Genomic DNA, 14,756 nt, shown 5'->3' on the forward strand with positions numbered 1-14,756 from the left:
CGGCCGTCACGCTTCGTCCCGACCCAGCCACTCGGCGCAGTTCCGGGGTGGTCATCCCTGCCGATCGGCGGGTGCGGTTACGACCATCGTGGGGACGTGCCCTAGGGTCCGATCCGATTGAATGAGTTCCCAGGAAACTCTCAGGAATGGGATCCGGGCCGGCAGAAGGGAGCAACCGTGGCCGTCCAGCAGAACAGGAGCCCCTGGCCGGGCACCCTGGCGGCCGGTGCCGCCCTGGTGCTCGGCGCCTGGCTGCTGCACGACGGCGGCTCCGTCGTGCTGCCGCCCGCACCCGGCGGCGGACAGGCGCTGTCCGGCTTCGCCCCGGTCTCCGTCGTCCCGCCGCTCGGCCCGTCCGCCCCGACCAGGATCCGCATCCCGGCCGTCCGGCTGGACGCCCCCGTCACCGAGCTGGGCCTGGACCCGGACGGCCACCTCCAGGCGCCGCCCGCGGCCGAGCGCAACCTCGCGGGCTGGTACCGCGGCGGTGCCAGCCCCGGCCAGCGCGGCACCGCCATCCTGGCGGGCCACGTCGACAACAAGGCCGGGCCGGCCGTCTTCTACCACCTCGGGGCGCTCCACCGGGGCGACCGGATCGAGATCGCCCGCGCCGACGGCGCCACCGCCGTCTACCAGCTGTACGCCATCGAAGTGCACGACCGAAAGGACTTCCCGGACGACCGGGTCTACCGCCAGGCCGCCGACGCACAGCTGCGGGTGATCACCTGCGGCGGCGCGTACAGCGAGGAACACGGCTACGAGGGCAACGTCGTCGCCTACGGATTCCTGGCCGACACCACACCACCGGGCAAAGCCGCATGACCACGCTCACCCTCGCCACCCGCTGGAACCCGATCGACTGGCCGCTCACCCACGGCCCCGTCCCGTACGCCGTGCTCGCCGTGGGCTGGGCGGCGTTCGCCCTGCTGGCGTTCTCCCGCCACCGGCGCTGGCGCGCCCCGAGGATGCTCGGCGCGCTGCTGCTCGGCGGCCTGCTGACCCTGCTGCTGAAGATCGCCGTCGACGACTGGTGGCGCCCCTTCCCGGAGGGCACGCCGGACTTCGTGCTGAGCTGGATCGCCGTCGCGCTGTTCGGCATAGCCCTGCTCTGCTTCCGCGCCCCGCTGCTGACCGTCCGCCGCCGGCTGCTCGCCGTCGGCGGCGTGGGCCTGGTGGTGGTGATGGCCGCCTCGCAGGTCAACCGCGGCTTCGACCAGTACCCGACGGCCCGGGCCATGCTGGCGCCGCACACCGACGAACTGACCACCGGACGGGCCGCCGCCACCGTGCAGGGCGCGCCCGGCCGCCCGCTCTCCGAGCTCTGGCACGCGCCGTCCGGCCTGCCGGACAAGGGCACCCTCTCGCCGGTGACCATCCCCGGCGCCAAGTCCGGCTTCACCGCCCGCCCCGGCTACGTCTACCTGCCGCCGGCCTACCAGGCCAACCCCCGGCCGCTGCTGCCCGTCGTGGTGCTGCTGCCCGGTCAGCCCGGCGCACCCGAGGACTGGGTCAACTCCGGCGCCCTCCGGGAGAGCCTGGACGCCTTCGCCGCCGAGCACCAGGGCCTGGCCCCGATCGTGGTGGTCGCCGACCAGACCGGCGGCAACTTCTCCAACCCGCTCTGCATGGACTCCCGGATCGCCAAGTCCCAGACCTACCTGGCCGTCGACATCCCGGACTGGATCCACCACAACCTGCAGACCGCCACCGGCCGCGGCTCGCTGGCCATCGGCGGACTCTCGCTCGGTGGGACCTGCGCCATTCAGCTGGCCCTCAACACGCCCGAGGTGTACGGCTCCTTCCTGGACATCTCCGGGCAGGAGGAGCCGACCCTCGGCACCCACGAGGAGACCGTGGACAAGGCCTTCGGCGGCGACGAGGCCGCCTTCGACGCCGTCGACCCGATGCACCTGATGGCGGCCCGGAAGTTCCCGGACACCGCCGGGATGATCGTCGTCGGCGCCGACGACCCCTGGTACCGGCCGGGCCAGGAGAAGATCCACGCGGCGGCGCAGGCGGCCGGGATGAAGGTCGGCTACCAGACCATCCCCGGCGGGCACAGCTGGGTCGTGTTCCGGCAGGCCCTCGAGCAGAACCTGCCCTGGCTCGCCCAACAGACGGGGTTGACCCGATGAGCAGACTCCTCGCCGCACCGACGGCGCGGCCGACCGCCGAGCCCGAGCCGGGCACCGACCTCGGCCCGGTCACCCGGACGCCGGAGCCCGGCCCCCAGCGGATCCGCCGGGCGGCCCGCGCCCTCGGCGACCGGCTGCGCGCGGCGCCGCTCACCCTCGCCCTGCTGGCCGGGCTCTGGGCGGTCGGCGCGGCCACCGGGAGCCTGGCCGGCGGGCCGCCCGAGCGGCTGCTCGCCCGCGTCGGCGTCGGCCTGTCCACCCTCGGCGAGGGCCGCTGGTGGACCCCGGTCACCTCGATGCTCTGGTCCTCGGGCGTCGGCGCGTACGTCTTCACCAGCCTGCTGCTGCTCCTGGTCGGCCCGGCCGCCGAGCGCCGGCTCGGGCGGCTGCGCACCCTCGCGGTGCTGGTCGGCGGGCAGCTGGCCGGTACCCTGCTGGGCACCGCGCTGGTCGCCTTCGGCTCCTCGGCCGGGGAGCAGTGGACCGCCTCGGTGGCCGACCAGACCTCGGTCGGGCCCGGCGTCGGCCTGTTCGCCCTGGCCGGGGTGCTCGGGTACCGGCTCACCGTGCTCTGGCGCCGCCGGCTGCACCTGCTGGTGCTGCTCCTCCCGCTGGTCATGACGCTGTACGTCGGCCACCTGCAGAGCGTCCAGCGCTGCGCCGCCGCGCTGTTCGGCCTCGGCCTGGGCGCGCTGCTCAGCCGGGGGCGGCCGTACCTGCGCAGCCACCGCTCCTCGCACACCGAGACCCGGGTGCTGGTCGCGCTCTGCCTGGTCGCCGCCGCCTGCGGGCCGCTGATCGCCTCGCTGTACGACAACGCCAGCGGGCCGTTCAACACCTTCTCCGAGCTGTACTTCTCGCACCGGCTCAGCCCCGAGGAGGTGGCCGACCTGTGCGCCGAGTCGGTGCACAACTGCGCCCGGGCGCACGCCGTCGAGCGGATCTTCGACACCCCCGCCCGGCTGATGGCCGCGCTGTTCCCGGCGCTGCTGCTGGTGCTGGCCGAGGGGCTGCGCCGCGGGCTGCGGTTCGCCTGGCGGATAGCCGTCGCCACCGAGGTGCTCTGGGCCGCGCTGCTGGCCTGGCTGTACTTCGAGGCCGGGTCGGTCAGCGGCGACGTCGTGCAGTACTTCGTCGAGGCGATGCTGCTGCCGCTGCTGACCACCGCCCTGCTGCTGGCGACCCGGCAGCGGTTCCGGCTGCGGCTGTCCGGCCGGGCGGTGCGCCGGCTGGCGGTGGTGGTCGGCGGGTCCGCGCTGGCCGCCTCGGCCGCGTACGTGGGCCTCGGGTGGCTGGCCGCCGCGCAGTTCGAGCCCGGTGCGGACGTGCGCGGGCTGGTGAACGGGCTGCCGGCCCAGTTCCTGCCGCCCGCCTACAACGACCTGCTGCCGGACTACCCGATAGCCGTCGGACCGGTGGCGCTGTTCCTGGAGACGTACTGCGGGCTGGTGTTCTGGCTGGTCGCGCTGGTCGCGCTGCTGTCGGCGTTCCGCCGGCCGGAGCTGCACACCGACACGTCGGCCGCCGCCCGGGCGCGGGCGCTGCTGGCCGAGCACGGCGGCGGGACGCTCTCGTTCATCACCACCTGGGACGGCAACCACTACTGGTTCGACGAGCGGGGCCGGGCGGCCGTCGCCTACCGGGTGGTCGGCACCGTGGCGCTGACCACCGGTGACCCCTTCGGCGCCGAGGAGGACCGGGCCCGGGCGGTGGCCGGATTCGCCCGGTACTGCGACGCGCGGGGCTGGACGCCCTGCTTCTACAGCGTGGGCGCGGACACCAGGGCGGCCGCCGGGCAGCTCGGCTGGCGCTCGGTGCAGGTGGCCGAGGACACCGTGGTGCCGCTGCCCGAGCTGGCCTTCACCGGCCGCAAGTGGCAGGACATCCGCACCGCCCTGAACAAGGCCGGCAAGCAGGGCATCACCGCGGAGTGGTGGGCCTACCACGAGGCCCCGCTCGCGCTCCGCGAGCAGATCCGGGCGATCTCCGAGGAGTGGGTCTCCGAGAAGGGCCTGCCCGAGATGGGCTTCACGCTCGGCGGGCTGGAGGAACTGGACGACCCGGACGTGCGGGTGCTGGTCGCGGTCGACCAGGACCGGGTGGTGCACGGGCTGACCAGCTGGATGCCGGTGTACGGGGACGGCGTGCCGGTCGGCTGGACGCTGGACTTCATGCGGCGGCGTTCGGACGGCTTCCGCGGCGTGAACGAGTTCCTGATCGCCTCGGCCGCGCTCGGCTTCAAGGGCGAGGGGGCGCGCTTCCTGTCCCTGTCGGGCGCACCGCTGGCCCGCGCCAGGCAGGACGAGGAGCCCACCGGCCTGCAGCGGACGCTGGACTGGATGGGCAAGGCGCTGGAGCCGGTGTACGGCTTCCGCTCGCTGCTGGCGTTCAAGGCGAAGTTCCAGCCGGAGTACCGGCCGATGTACATGGCCTACCCCGACCCGGCCGCACTGCCCGGCATCACCAGGGCGATCGGCAAGGCCTACCTGCCGCACCTCACCGCGGCGCAGGGCGTCCGGCTGATGCGCAAGCTGTCGGGCTGACCGGACGGGAGCGTTCGGGGGCGGACGGACGACCCGGGCCCCGGACCCCGGGCGGCGGCCGGACCCCCTCGGACGTCCGGAAGCGCGCTCGCGCTCCCGGACGCCGGACGCCTCGTCAGCCGAGCAGCTGGGCGAGCGCGCGGTCGGCGTCCAGGTGCAGGTGCTCCTCGCCCTCGGGGACGAGCAGACGGCTGCGCCACAGGAAGCGCCGCAGGTCGGTGCTGTCGAACTGGAGCAGCGCGGTGCCCTCCGGGGCCCGCAGCTCGACCATGGTGCGCCGGCCGAGCGCGGGCCGGACGTGCACGTCGCCGGCGCCGGCCGCCAGCTCCAGGCCGGAGGAGAGCAACTGGCGGGCGAACACCCAGACGATGTCCTCGGCGCCCTGGCCGTCCGCGGCGTCGTCCAGCGAGAACTCGGCGGGGAAGGCCATCCGGATCGCGAACGGGTCCTCCGGCAGGTAGGACAGCACCGTCCGCAGCCGGACGGAGCGGTGCGGGGAGAGGATCAGACGGGCCTGGACGGTCTCTTCGACGGCGGAGTACAAGGGTGGGTCCCTTCGTTCGACGGGGCCGCCCGACGGCAGGTGGGGTTGGGGCGGCCTCACCCTGGTGAGAGTGCCGGGGGCCGTGGGGATTACCCGGTTCCGAGAGGAATCATAAGTGACCTGCGTCACAACGATTTCCGGCCGTCCGGACCCGGCGCGGGCTCCGTCCTGGAGGCCCCGGCGGCCCCGGCCCGGTAGGCTGGGCGGGTTGTCCGACCGCCGCCCGACCGCGGGACGGGGCCGCAAAACCGCCCCTGACCTGCGATGATCCCCCCCCTCGGAGACCGTGAGTACTGCCGCCGCCTCCTCGATGCCGCTGTTCTCCGACGTACCGGAGCAGCAGGAGCCCACCCGGGTCGTCGGCCACGCCGCGCCCGCCGCCTCGCACCACCTCTCCCCGGCCTTCCCCGGCCGTGCCCCCTGGGGCACCGCGGGCAAGCTGCGGGCGTGGCAGCAGGGTGCGCTGGACAAGTACATCGAGACCCAGCCGCGCGACTTCCTCGCGGTCGCGACCCCGGGCGCAGGCAAGACCACCTTCGCGCTCACCCTGGCCTCGTACCTGCTGCACAACCACCTGGTGCAGCAGGTGACCGTCGTCGCACCGACCGAGCACCTGAAGAAGCAGTGGGCCGAGGCCGCCGCCCGGATAGGCATCCGGCTGGACCCGGCGTACTCCTCCGGCCCGCTCTCCCGGGACTACCACGGCATCGTGGTCACCTACGCGGGCGTCGGGGTCAACCCGATGCTGCACCGGAACCGGACCGAGGCCCGCAAGACCCTCGTGATCATGGACGAGATCCACCACGCCGGTGACTCCAAGTCCTGGGGCGAGGCCTGCTTCGAGGCCTTCGAACCCGCCACCCGCCGGCTCGCGCTGACCGGGACGCCGTTCCGCTCGGACACCAACCCGATCCCGTTCGTGGCGTACGACGCGGGCAGCGACGGGATCCGCAAGTCCGTCGCCGACTACACCTACGGCTACGGGCACGCGCTCGCCGACCACGTCGTCCGTCCGGTGATCTTCCTCAGCTACAGCGGCAACATGCGCTGGCGCACCAAGTCCGGCGACGAGCTGGAGGCCCGGCTCGGCGAGCCGATGACCAAGGACCTGATCGCCCAGGCCTGGCGCACCGCGCTCTCCCCGCAGGGCGAGTGGATCCCGTCCGTCCTCCAGGCCGCCGACCGGCGCCTGACCGAGGTCCGCAAGGCCATCCCGGACGCCGGCGGGCTGGTGATCGCCACCGACCAGAACGTGGCCCGCGCCTACGCCAAGATGCTGCGCGAGATCAGCGGCGAGAAGGTCACCCTGGTGCTCTCCGACGAGGCCGAGGCCTCGCAGCGGATCTCCGACTTCTCGGAGGGCACCTCGCGCTGGATGGTCGCGGTCCGGATGGTGTCCGAGGGCGTCGACGTGCCCCGGCTGTCCGTCGGGGTGTACGCCACCTCGATCTCCACCCCGCTGTTCTTCGCCCAGGCCGTCGGCCGCTTCGTGCGGGCCCGCAAGCGCGGCGAGACGGCCTCGGTGTTCCTGCCGACCATCCCGATGCTGCTGGGCTTCGCCAACGAGATGGAGCTCCAGCGCGACCACGTGCTGGACCGGCCGAAGAAGGAGGGCGACGGCCTCTTCGACGAGGAGGACCGACTGCTCGCCGAGGCCGAGCGGGCCAACGACGGGCCGGACGGCGCGGGCGGCGAGGAGTTCTCCTACGAGGCGCTGGGCTCGGAGGCGGTCTTCGACCGGGTCCTCTACAACGCCATGGAATTCGGCATGCAGGCCCACCCGGGGAGCGAGGAGGAGGAGGACTACCTCGGCATCCCGGGCCTGCTGGAGCCGGACCAGGTGCAGATGCTGCTGCAGAAGCGCCAGCACCGGCAGATCCAGCGCAGCAAGACCAAGCCGGCCGAGGAGGCCGACCTGCTGGAGCTGCCGGCCGAGCAGCGGCCGGTGGTCACCCACCAGGAGCTGCGGGAGCTGCGCAAGGAGCTGAACGCGCTGGTCGCCGCCTGGCACCACCGCACCGACCAGCCGCACGGCACCGTCCACAACGAGCTGCGCCGCCAGTGCGGCGGGCCGCTGACCGCGCAGGCCACCGCCAACCAGCTGAAGGCGCGGATCGCCAAGATCCGCGAGTGGGCGAAGTAACGGTACGGCGGGCGGGCCCGGGCCGGGCCCGCCCGTGGAGTGTCCGGACATCGGACCGGGGTCGAACCGGTGTTCCGCCCGCGCCGGTGAATTGAGCGGGTTCGTCCGGAATTGTCGGCGGTGTCGCCGCCGATCACGACCGAATTTTGGACAACCACTTCCGTCGCGACCTTTCCTTCACTACCTTTCCCCCACGCTCTTCCGCCGGGCGACCCCCCGCGGGACGGGCTCCGCAGGACCGTGCGGCCGTCAAGGACGACGCCCCGCGGCCCGAGCGCGGCCACCCCCACCTGCGCGCGACTCCGACCTCTTGGCCCGGCGCCGCCCGCCCCGCGCGTGCCGCGGAAAGGAATGCCCGTCGTGACTGCCGAGACCTCCCAGACGCTGGACCGCGGCGTCCGCGTCCTCAAGCTCCTCGCCGACTCCGAGCGCGGGCTCACCGTCACCGAGCTGGCCGCCCGGCTGGCCGTCAACCGCACCGTGGTCTACCGGCTGCTCGCCACCCTGGAACAGCACGGCCTGGTCCGCCGGGACATCGGCGGCCGGGCCCGGGTCGGCCTGGGCGTGCTGCGGCTGGCCCACCGGGTGCACCCGCTGCTGCGCGAGGCCGCGCTGCCCGCCCTGCGCAGCCTCGCCGAGGACCTCGGCGCCACCGCCCACCTGACCCTGGTGGACGGCAGCGAGGCGCTGGCCGTCGCCGTGGTCGAACCCAGCTGGACCGACTTCCACGTCGCCTACCGCACCGGCCTGCGCCACCCGCTCACCGAGAGCGCGGCCGGCCGGGCGATCCTGGAGGCGCGCACCTTCCCCAGCCAGCGCCGACCCGAACAGGGCTTCGTCATCACCCGTGCGGAGGAGCAGTCCGGCGCGAGCGGGGCGGCCGCCGCACTGCTCGGGCTGAGCGGCATCGAGGGCAGCGTCGGCGTGGTGATGCTCAACGGGCTGGTGCCCGAGCGGGTCGGCCCGCGGGTGGTGGAGGCGGCCACCGAGGTGGCCGACGCCCTGCGGTAGGGAGCGCCGGGCCGGGGCTACCAGTGCGTCGGGTGTGTTTGGATTCCCCTTGTGTCCGACACCAAGCTGCCCAAGGCCCTCCCGTCCCCGCGGACCCGCGCGCTGACGCTCTGCGGGGTGCTGGTCGCCGCGCTGTTCGGCGTGGCGGCCTTCGTCCCGCTGCCGTACACCATCACCTGGCCGGGCCTGACCGCGGACACCCTCGGCACCTACCAGGGCCGACCGGTGCTCACCATCACCGGGGCGCCGCTGCGCAGCACCGACGGAGAGCTGCGGATGGTCACCATCTCGGCCACCAACCCGGAGCAGCGGACCACGTTCTGGCGCGCCCTCCGGGCCTGGTTCGACCCGAAGGAGGCCGTCCGCCCGACCGAGACGGTCTACCCGCAGAGCAACCCGACCAAGGCCGAGGAGGCGACGGCCCAGCAGATGGCCGAGTCCCAGGACAGCGCCACCCTGGCCGCGCTCGGCTACCTCCACCTCTCGCCGGACCAGGTGAAGGTCAAGGCCGACCTGGGCGACGTGGGCGGCCCGAGCGCCGGCCAGATGCTGGCGCTGGGCATCGTCGACAAGCTCGCCGGTGACGGCAAGGGCGGCGACCTCACCGGCGGGCTCAAGATCGCGGGCACCGGCACCATCGACAAGGACGGCACCGTCGGCCCGGTGGGCGGCGTGCCGCTGAAGACCCAGGCGGCGGCCCGGGACGGCGCGACGGTGTTCCTGCTCCCCAAGGACGAGTGCACGGACGCCAAGGTGAACACCCCCAAGACGCTGCGGCTGGTGCCGGTGGGCACGCTCGCCGAGTCGGTGTCGGCGCTGGAGGCGCTGAAGAGCGGCGGCAGCGTCCCCGGCTGCTGATCCCGGCGGGTCGACCGGACGCCGGCCCGGTGGCTCCCGGCGGGCGTCGGAGCCCCGGTGGTCGCCGGCGGGCGTCAGAGCCCGAAGGCCACCGAGGCGAAGTCGTCGCCCAGCCTGGTCCGCAGCTGGGCGGCGATCCCCACCAGGCGGTGGGCCTGGGCCATCGGCAGCGAGACCGAGACCGCGCCGATGCCGCTGCCCGCGACGATCGGCACCGCCGCGCCCGCGGACCCGAGCGAGTACTCCTGGAACTGGGTGATCGGGACGGCGCGCCGCGGGCCCTGGCGCGGCAGCAGCGGCAGGTCCGCCGGGTCCCGCAGGGTGTAGGCGGTGTACGGCACCATCGGGTGGCGGGCCAGGTGGTCGCGGCGTTCCTCGGCGGTCATCAGGGCCAGCAGCGTCTTGCCGGCCGAGTGGGCGTGCGCGCCGGTCCGCCAGCGGTGCCGGTCGAGCAGCGGCGCGCCGGGGGCCTCGGCGGCGCCGACCAGCTCCATCTCGCCGTTCCGGTACCAGGTGAAGTAGACGGCGGCGGAGAGCTCGTCGGCCAGCGTGTCCAGCAGGGTCCCGAGCCGGGGCCGGCCCGTCGCCGGACCGTCCTCCCGGACCAGGCCGGCCACCGCCGGGCCGGTCAGGTAGTGCCCGGACTGCCGCTCCAGGTAGTGGTCGTGCACGAGGGTGCGGAGCAGGTGGTACGCGGTGCCCAGGGCCAGGCCGGTGTCCCGGGCGAGCTGCTTCGCGGTGGCGCCGTTGGGGTAGCGCGCGGCCGCTTCGAGCAGGCGCAGGGCGCGCTGGGCGGAGGCGATGAGGGTGGGGGAGGAGCCGTCGACCGCGACCGGGGACGTCATGCCGGGGCCGTCCCGGGGGAGGGCGCGGGCGGCGGCGGTATCGGCGGACCGACGCGCGGCACGGGGAGTGGTGGAACGTTCATGTATAGATCTTGGGGCTGACGGGGCCTCATGCCTATGCCGAATCGGCAGATCGCACCGGACCGACCGTCCTACTCGGCGGCCGCCTGGTCCACCAGCGGCAGGATCCGGTACGGCACCGGGTTCTCCAGCACGATCGCGGTGGAGGAGCGGACGATCCCGTCGAAGCCCACCACCCGGTCGATCACCCGCTGGAGGTCCGCGTTGGAGCGGGCCACGATGCGCACCAGCATGTCCCCGATCCCGGTGATGGTGTGCAGCTCCAGCACCTCCGGCACCCGCGCCAGGTGCGCCCGCACGTCCGCGCCCTGGCCCTGGGAGATCTCCAGGGTGGCGAAGGCCGTCACCGGGTAGCCGATCGCCGCCGGGTCGACCTCCGGGCCGAAGCCGCCGATCACCCCCTTGGCCTGCAGCCGGTCCAACCGGGCCTGCACGGTGCCGCGGGCGACCTGGAGCCGGCGCGAGCACTCCAGCACGCCGATCCGGGGCTCCTCGGCGAGCAACCGGATCAGCCGTCCGTCCAGGGCGTCGATGGTGTCGTTCCCGCCGCCCGCCGGGGCCGCGGCGGTGCCCTGCGGGGCGGGGGAGCCGGTCGGGTCGGGGGAGCCGGGGGAGCTCGGGGCGTGGGCGGGGGGCATCGTGGCTCCGTCCTCCGATGGGCATTCTGTACAGCGGCGCCGCCGATTCTCCCGCCCCGGGGCGCAGCTTGACCAGGAGGAAACGGAACAGTTGCGCGCCGGTCGGCCCGGCGCCACCCTCCAGCCACGATCCCGTGCCCGGGCCCCACCCCGGGCACCGGGTGGTCCGCACGCCTACCGGGAGGCCGCCATGACCGACACCGTCGACTCCGTCCTGCTCGCCGCGGCGCCGGCCGGGCCCCCGGGGGACCCGGGGCCGCTGCCGGCCGGCCGCGCCGACGCGGTGGTCTTCGCGGTCGCGGACGCGGAGCGGTCCGCCGCACGCTACCGCGCGGCGCTCGGGCTGTGCTGCACCGCGTACGCCGGGCCGGAGACGGGCGAGCCGGAGACCGTCTCCTACGTGCTCACCGGGCCCGGGACGCGGATCGTGCTCACCTCGCCGGTGCGGGCGACCGGCCCGCGCGGCCGGGAGCTGGCGGCCCATCTGGCCCGGTACGGGGACGGGGTGCTGGACCTCGCGGTGAGCGTTCCCGACGTCTACTACGCGTACGACTACGTCGTCGACCGGGGCGCGCTGTCGCTGGCCGAGCCGTACGAGACCCGGGACCGGTTCGGCTCGGTGGTGCTGGCCACCATCGCGGTGCCGGGCGGCAGCAGGCACACCCTGGTCGACCGGGCGAACTACGCCGGGCCGTACCTGCCCGGGTACGAGCCCTACGATCCCCACGGGCCGGGGGGCCTGCGCTGACCGGCGCGGTGCCTGTTCAGCGGATCGCCGTCTCCACCACCGGCGGGTGGCCGTTCCAGTAGACGAACACCGAGTTGGCCTGGTCGCCCTTGGTGAAGTCCACCCGCATCCACTGGTCGCCGTTCCACACCTGCATCTGCCAGCCGGGGTCCGGGGTGGCGGAGACCAGCGAGGCCTGGTCGGCGCGGATGTCCAGGGCGACCCGGCCGCCGGGGATCGGGTAGCTCTTGACCGTGGACGTGGTGGCGGCCGGCGCGGGACGCCTGGTCGTCGGTGCGGGCGGTGTGGGCGGTGCGGGTGCGGTGCCGACCTGGCCGGCCTGGGCGCGTGCGGCGGTGGAGGCGGCGGTGGCGGCGGGGGCCGTGGTCGGGCTCGGGCTCGTTGTCGGGGCGGCGGGGGTGGCGGCGCTCGGGGCCCGGTCGGGTGCGGGGGCCGTGCCGTACGACGTGCCGGCAGCCTTCGGGGAGGGCAGCGGGAGCGCCATCGGCTGTTCGAACGCGGCGCCGGCGAGCACCGCGTGCACGCCGAGCCAGGACAGCGCCACCGCCGCCCCGGTGGCCGCCGCCCAGGCGCAGAGCTGTACCAGTCCGTTCCGCATCGTCCGCACATCCTGCCGCATTTCCCGGTCGGCGGAGACCAGCACCCCGGTTGTTCGGCAGGGTAGTTGCACAATGTCCGGACCCGGTCCGGAGCCACCCCCGAGGTACAGACCACTGCCCGCCGATGGCGTACCGTGCAGGGCCATGGCAACAGTGCTCGTGGTCGAGGACGACCCCTTCGTACGTTCCGCGCTCATCCGCCACCTGACCGACACCGGTCACGCGGTCCGCAGTGTGGGCACGGCCCTGGAGGCGCTGCGGGAGGTCGCCCAGGTCGGCTGCGACCTGGTGATCCTGGACCTGGGACTGCCCGACCTGGACGGCAGCGAGGCGCTCAAGATGATCCGGGGGCTGACCGACGTCCCGGTGATCATCTCCACCGCGCGGGACGACGAGGCCGAGATCGTCCGGCTGCTGAACGACGGGGCCGACGACTATCTGGTGAAACCTTTCTCCGGAGAGCACCTGAGCGCCCGGATGGCCGCCGTACTGCGCCGGCTCGGCGGCGGCACCGCCCCGGTCGCCCAGGTGCTGCGGGTCGGCGGACTGGCCATCGACGTCCAGCGGCGCGAGGCCGTCCTGGACGGGCGGCTGCTCGACCTGACCCGGCGCGAGTTCGACCTGCTGGCCTTCCTGGCGGCCCGGCCCGGCGTGGTGGTGCCGCGCAAGGAGATCCTCGCCGAGGTCTGGCAGCAGACCTACGGCGGCGACCAGACCATCGACGTCCACCTCTCCTGGCTGCGCCGCAAACTCGGCGAGACCGCCTCCAACCCCCGCTACCTGCACACCGTCCGGGGCGTCGGGGTCCGGCTGGAGGCCGTCGACGGGCCCGCGGAGCACCGGACATGAAACGGTTCGCCCACTCGCTGCGCTGGGCCCTGATCAAGGCCGCGGTGGCCGGCACCACCATGGTCGCGCTGGCCTTCCTCATCCCGCTCGGCCTGATGGTCCAACAGACCGCCCGGGACCGGGCGTTCACCGCCGCCGAGCGGCAGGCCGCGGCCCTCGGGCCGGCCCTGGCGATCACCACCGACCAGGACGCCATCAACCGGGCACTGGCCAGCACCGACGCGGGGGCGCAGGGGCGGATGGCGGTGCACCTGCCGGTGCCCGCCGGGGTGCCGGGCGTCCTCGGGGCCGAGGGGGCGGGAGCGCCGGCGGGCTCCGGCGGGGGAGCCGGATCGCCGTCGGCCTCCGGTGGGGGAGCCGGGGCCTCCGGGGGGACGGCGGCCGGCTCCGGCGGGCCCGAGGGGCCGACCATCGGGGTGGGCCGCGCCGCCGCGGTGGACGTCTCCACCGCCGGCGGCCAGGGCAGGGCCTTCACCGTCGCGGTGCCCGGCGGCTACGCACTGCTCCAGCCGGTCGCGGTGGACACCGGCCGGACCGCCGTCGTCGAGGTGTTCGTCGCCGAGAGCGACCTCACCCGGGGCGTCTCCACCGCCTGGCTGGTGCTCTCCGGGGTCGCGCTCGGGCTGGTCGCCATCTCGGTGCTGGTCGCCGACCGGATGGGCAGCCGGATCGTCGCCTCCGCCCGCCGCCTCGCCGGCGCCGCCCGCTCGCTCGGCGCCGGGAACCTCGCGGTGCGCGTCCCGGTGACGGGCAAGCAGGCCGACGGCAGCCCCGAGGAACTGCGCGAAGCCGCCCACGCGTTCAACACCATGGCCGACCGGGTGGTCCAACTCCTGGCCGCCGAACGCGAATTGGCCGCCGATCTGTCGCACCGGCTGCGCACCCCGCTGACCGTCCTGCGACTCAACGCCGCCTCGCTCGGCGACGGCGACGCGGCCGACGCCACCCGGCACGCGGTGGCCCAACTGGAGCGCGAGGTCGACCAGATCATCCGCTCCGCCCGCCGCGCCCCCGAGGACGCACCCGCCGTCGCGGTCGGCTGCGACGCCGCCGAGGTGATCCGCGAACGGGTCGCCTTCTGGTCCGCGCTGGCCGAGGACGAGGCCCGCCGCTGGCAGCTGGCCGGCGCCGAACGCCCCGCACCCGTCCCCGTCCAGCGCGCGGACCTGGCCGCCGCCGTCGACGCGCTGCTCGGCAACGTCTTCCGGCACACCGCCGTCGGCACCGCCTTCTCGGTCGACGTCCTGGCCACCGACTCCTCGGTGATCGTGCTGGTCGGCGACGCCGGGCCCGGCTACACCGACCCGGCCGCCGCGCTCAAGCGCGGCGAGGGCCACGGCGGGGAGGGCTCCACCGGCCTCGGGCTGGACATCGTCCGCAAGCTCGCCGAGGCCACCGGCGGGGACCTCGTGCTCGGCCGCTCCGCCGTGCTCGGCGGCGCCGAGACCCGGTTGCGGCTGCGCACCCGGCCGGAGGAGGAGCAGCCGGCCCGCACAGGACGGCGGCGGAGCCGGGGCGCGCTGTTCCCGAGGTGACGGGCCCCTCGGCGGGGGTGTCCGGGAAGGGTGCTGTCGTGCTGCTCGGCGGTCGCGGTAACGGCGCGGACGCCCGGGGTCTTCCTTAACTGCGCCCTAAGGGAGCTTCACCCCTCGCTCAGACCGCCCGCCCGGGCCCCGGATGCCGCTAGCGTCGGTCGTGCCGACTGAGGCCCCCGGCGCCGGCCGCGCCCGATCCGGGCCCCCTCGACTGCCCCGACCGCCCG

General features: G+C 74.6%; 13 protein-coding genes. 9 read left to right on the forward strand and 4 right to left on the reverse strand.

The features are described from left to right. Window positions 1-177: 177 nt before the first annotated feature. The 3 genes from AB0O91_RS18640 to AB0O91_RS18650 are packed head-to-tail and all read left to right on the forward strand — an operon-like array spanning window position 178 to window position 4,678. Window positions 178-822, forward strand: coding sequence for a class F sortase (locus AB0O91_RS18640; RefSeq protein ID WP_363434039.1), 645 nt, complete (start codon window positions 178-180; stop codon window positions 820-822). Further along, on the forward strand, window positions 819-2,135 hold the full coding sequence (locus tag AB0O91_RS18645; RefSeq protein ID WP_363434042.1) for an alpha/beta hydrolase-fold protein: 1,317 nt from the start codon (window positions 819-821) through the stop codon (window positions 2,133-2,135). Before AB0O91_RS18640 ends, AB0O91_RS18645 begins: the two co-directional genes overlap by 4 nt. Beyond that, window positions 2,132-4,678 (forward strand): rhomboid family intramembrane serine protease, encoded by a 2,547-nt coding sequence (locus AB0O91_RS18650; protein ID WP_363434045.1) that lies wholly within the window; start codon window positions 2,132-2,134, stop codon window positions 4,676-4,678. The genes AB0O91_RS18645 and AB0O91_RS18650 overlap by 4 nt, the downstream gene beginning before the upstream one ends. Window positions 4,679-4,793: 115 nt before the next feature. On the opposite strand, the gene AB0O91_RS18655 is transcribed toward AB0O91_RS18650, so the two are convergent. Beyond that, window positions 4,794-5,222, reverse strand: a complete 429-nt coding sequence (locus AB0O91_RS18655) for an SsgA family sporulation/cell division regulator (protein ID WP_363434048.1) — start codon at window positions 5,220-5,222, stop codon at window positions 4,794-4,796. A gap of 310 nt (window positions 5,223-5,532) precedes the next feature. On the opposite strand from AB0O91_RS18655, the gene AB0O91_RS18660 reads away from it, so the two are divergent. The 3 genes from AB0O91_RS18660 (at window position 5,533) to AB0O91_RS18670 (ending at window position 9,234) form a co-directional block, all read left to right on the forward strand. After that, a complete protein-coding gene (locus AB0O91_RS18660) occupies window positions 5,533-7,365 on the forward strand; it encodes a DEAD/DEAH box helicase (protein ID WP_363434282.1) in 1,833 nt (610 codons plus the stop codon). Between the two features lie 360 nt (window positions 7,366-7,725). Then, complete coding sequence (locus AB0O91_RS18665) at window positions 7,726-8,376, forward strand: helix-turn-helix domain-containing protein (protein ID WP_188305665.1); 651 nt, start codon at window positions 7,726-7,728, stop codon at window positions 8,374-8,376. Window positions 8,377-8,427: 51 nt separating this feature from the next. Next, a complete protein-coding gene (locus tag AB0O91_RS18670) occupies window positions 8,428-9,234 on the forward strand; it encodes a S16 family serine protease (RefSeq protein WP_363434051.1) in 807 nt (268 codons plus the stop codon). Between the two features lie 74 nt (window positions 9,235-9,308). On the opposite strand, the gene AB0O91_RS18675 is transcribed toward AB0O91_RS18670, so the two are convergent. Both AB0O91_RS18675 and AB0O91_RS18680 read right to left on the reverse strand, forming a co-directional pair. Beyond that, on the reverse strand, window positions 9,309-10,079 hold the full coding sequence (locus tag AB0O91_RS18675; RefSeq protein WP_363434054.1) for a helix-turn-helix domain-containing protein: 771 nt from the start codon (window positions 10,077-10,079) through the stop codon (window positions 9,309-9,311). 152 nt (window positions 10,080-10,231) lie between these two features. Then, window positions 10,232-10,798: an Lrp/AsnC family transcriptional regulator gene (locus AB0O91_RS18680; protein ID WP_363434056.1), complete on the reverse strand. Its 567-nt coding sequence runs from the start codon at window positions 10,796-10,798 to the stop codon at window positions 10,232-10,234. 190 nt (window positions 10,799-10,988) lie between these two features. Here AB0O91_RS18680 and AB0O91_RS18685 point away from each other — a divergent pair, with 190 nt between their 5' ends. After that, on the forward strand, window positions 10,989-11,546 hold the full coding sequence (locus tag AB0O91_RS18685) for a VOC family protein (protein WP_363434059.1): 558 nt from the start codon (window positions 10,989-10,991) through the stop codon (window positions 11,544-11,546). Between the two features lie 16 nt (window positions 11,547-11,562). On the opposite strand, the gene AB0O91_RS18690 is transcribed toward AB0O91_RS18685, so the two are convergent. Then, window positions 11,563-12,144 (reverse strand): hypothetical protein, encoded by a 582-nt coding sequence (locus tag AB0O91_RS18690; RefSeq protein WP_363434062.1) that lies wholly within the window; start codon window positions 12,142-12,144, stop codon window positions 11,563-11,565. Between the two features lie 145 nt (window positions 12,145-12,289). Between AB0O91_RS18690 and AB0O91_RS18695 the strand changes: the two genes are divergently transcribed. Both AB0O91_RS18695 and AB0O91_RS18700 read left to right on the forward strand, forming a co-directional pair. After that, the gene (locus tag AB0O91_RS18695; protein WP_363434065.1) at window positions 12,290-12,994 is read left to right on the forward strand and encodes a response regulator transcription factor; all 705 of its coding nucleotides are present in this window, start codon (window positions 12,290-12,292) and stop codon (window positions 12,992-12,994) included. After that, entirely contained in the window at window positions 12,991-14,529 is a 1,539-nt protein-coding gene (locus tag AB0O91_RS18700) for a HAMP domain-containing sensor histidine kinase (RefSeq protein WP_363434068.1), read from the forward strand. The genes AB0O91_RS18695 and AB0O91_RS18700 overlap by 4 nt, the downstream gene beginning before the upstream one ends. Window positions 14,530-14,756 lie beyond the last annotated feature (227 nt).

Source organism: Kitasatospora sp. NPDC089797, from assembly GCF_040684795.1.
Classification (GTDB): domain Bacteria; phylum Actinomycetota; class Actinomycetes; order Streptomycetales; family Streptomycetaceae; genus Kitasatospora.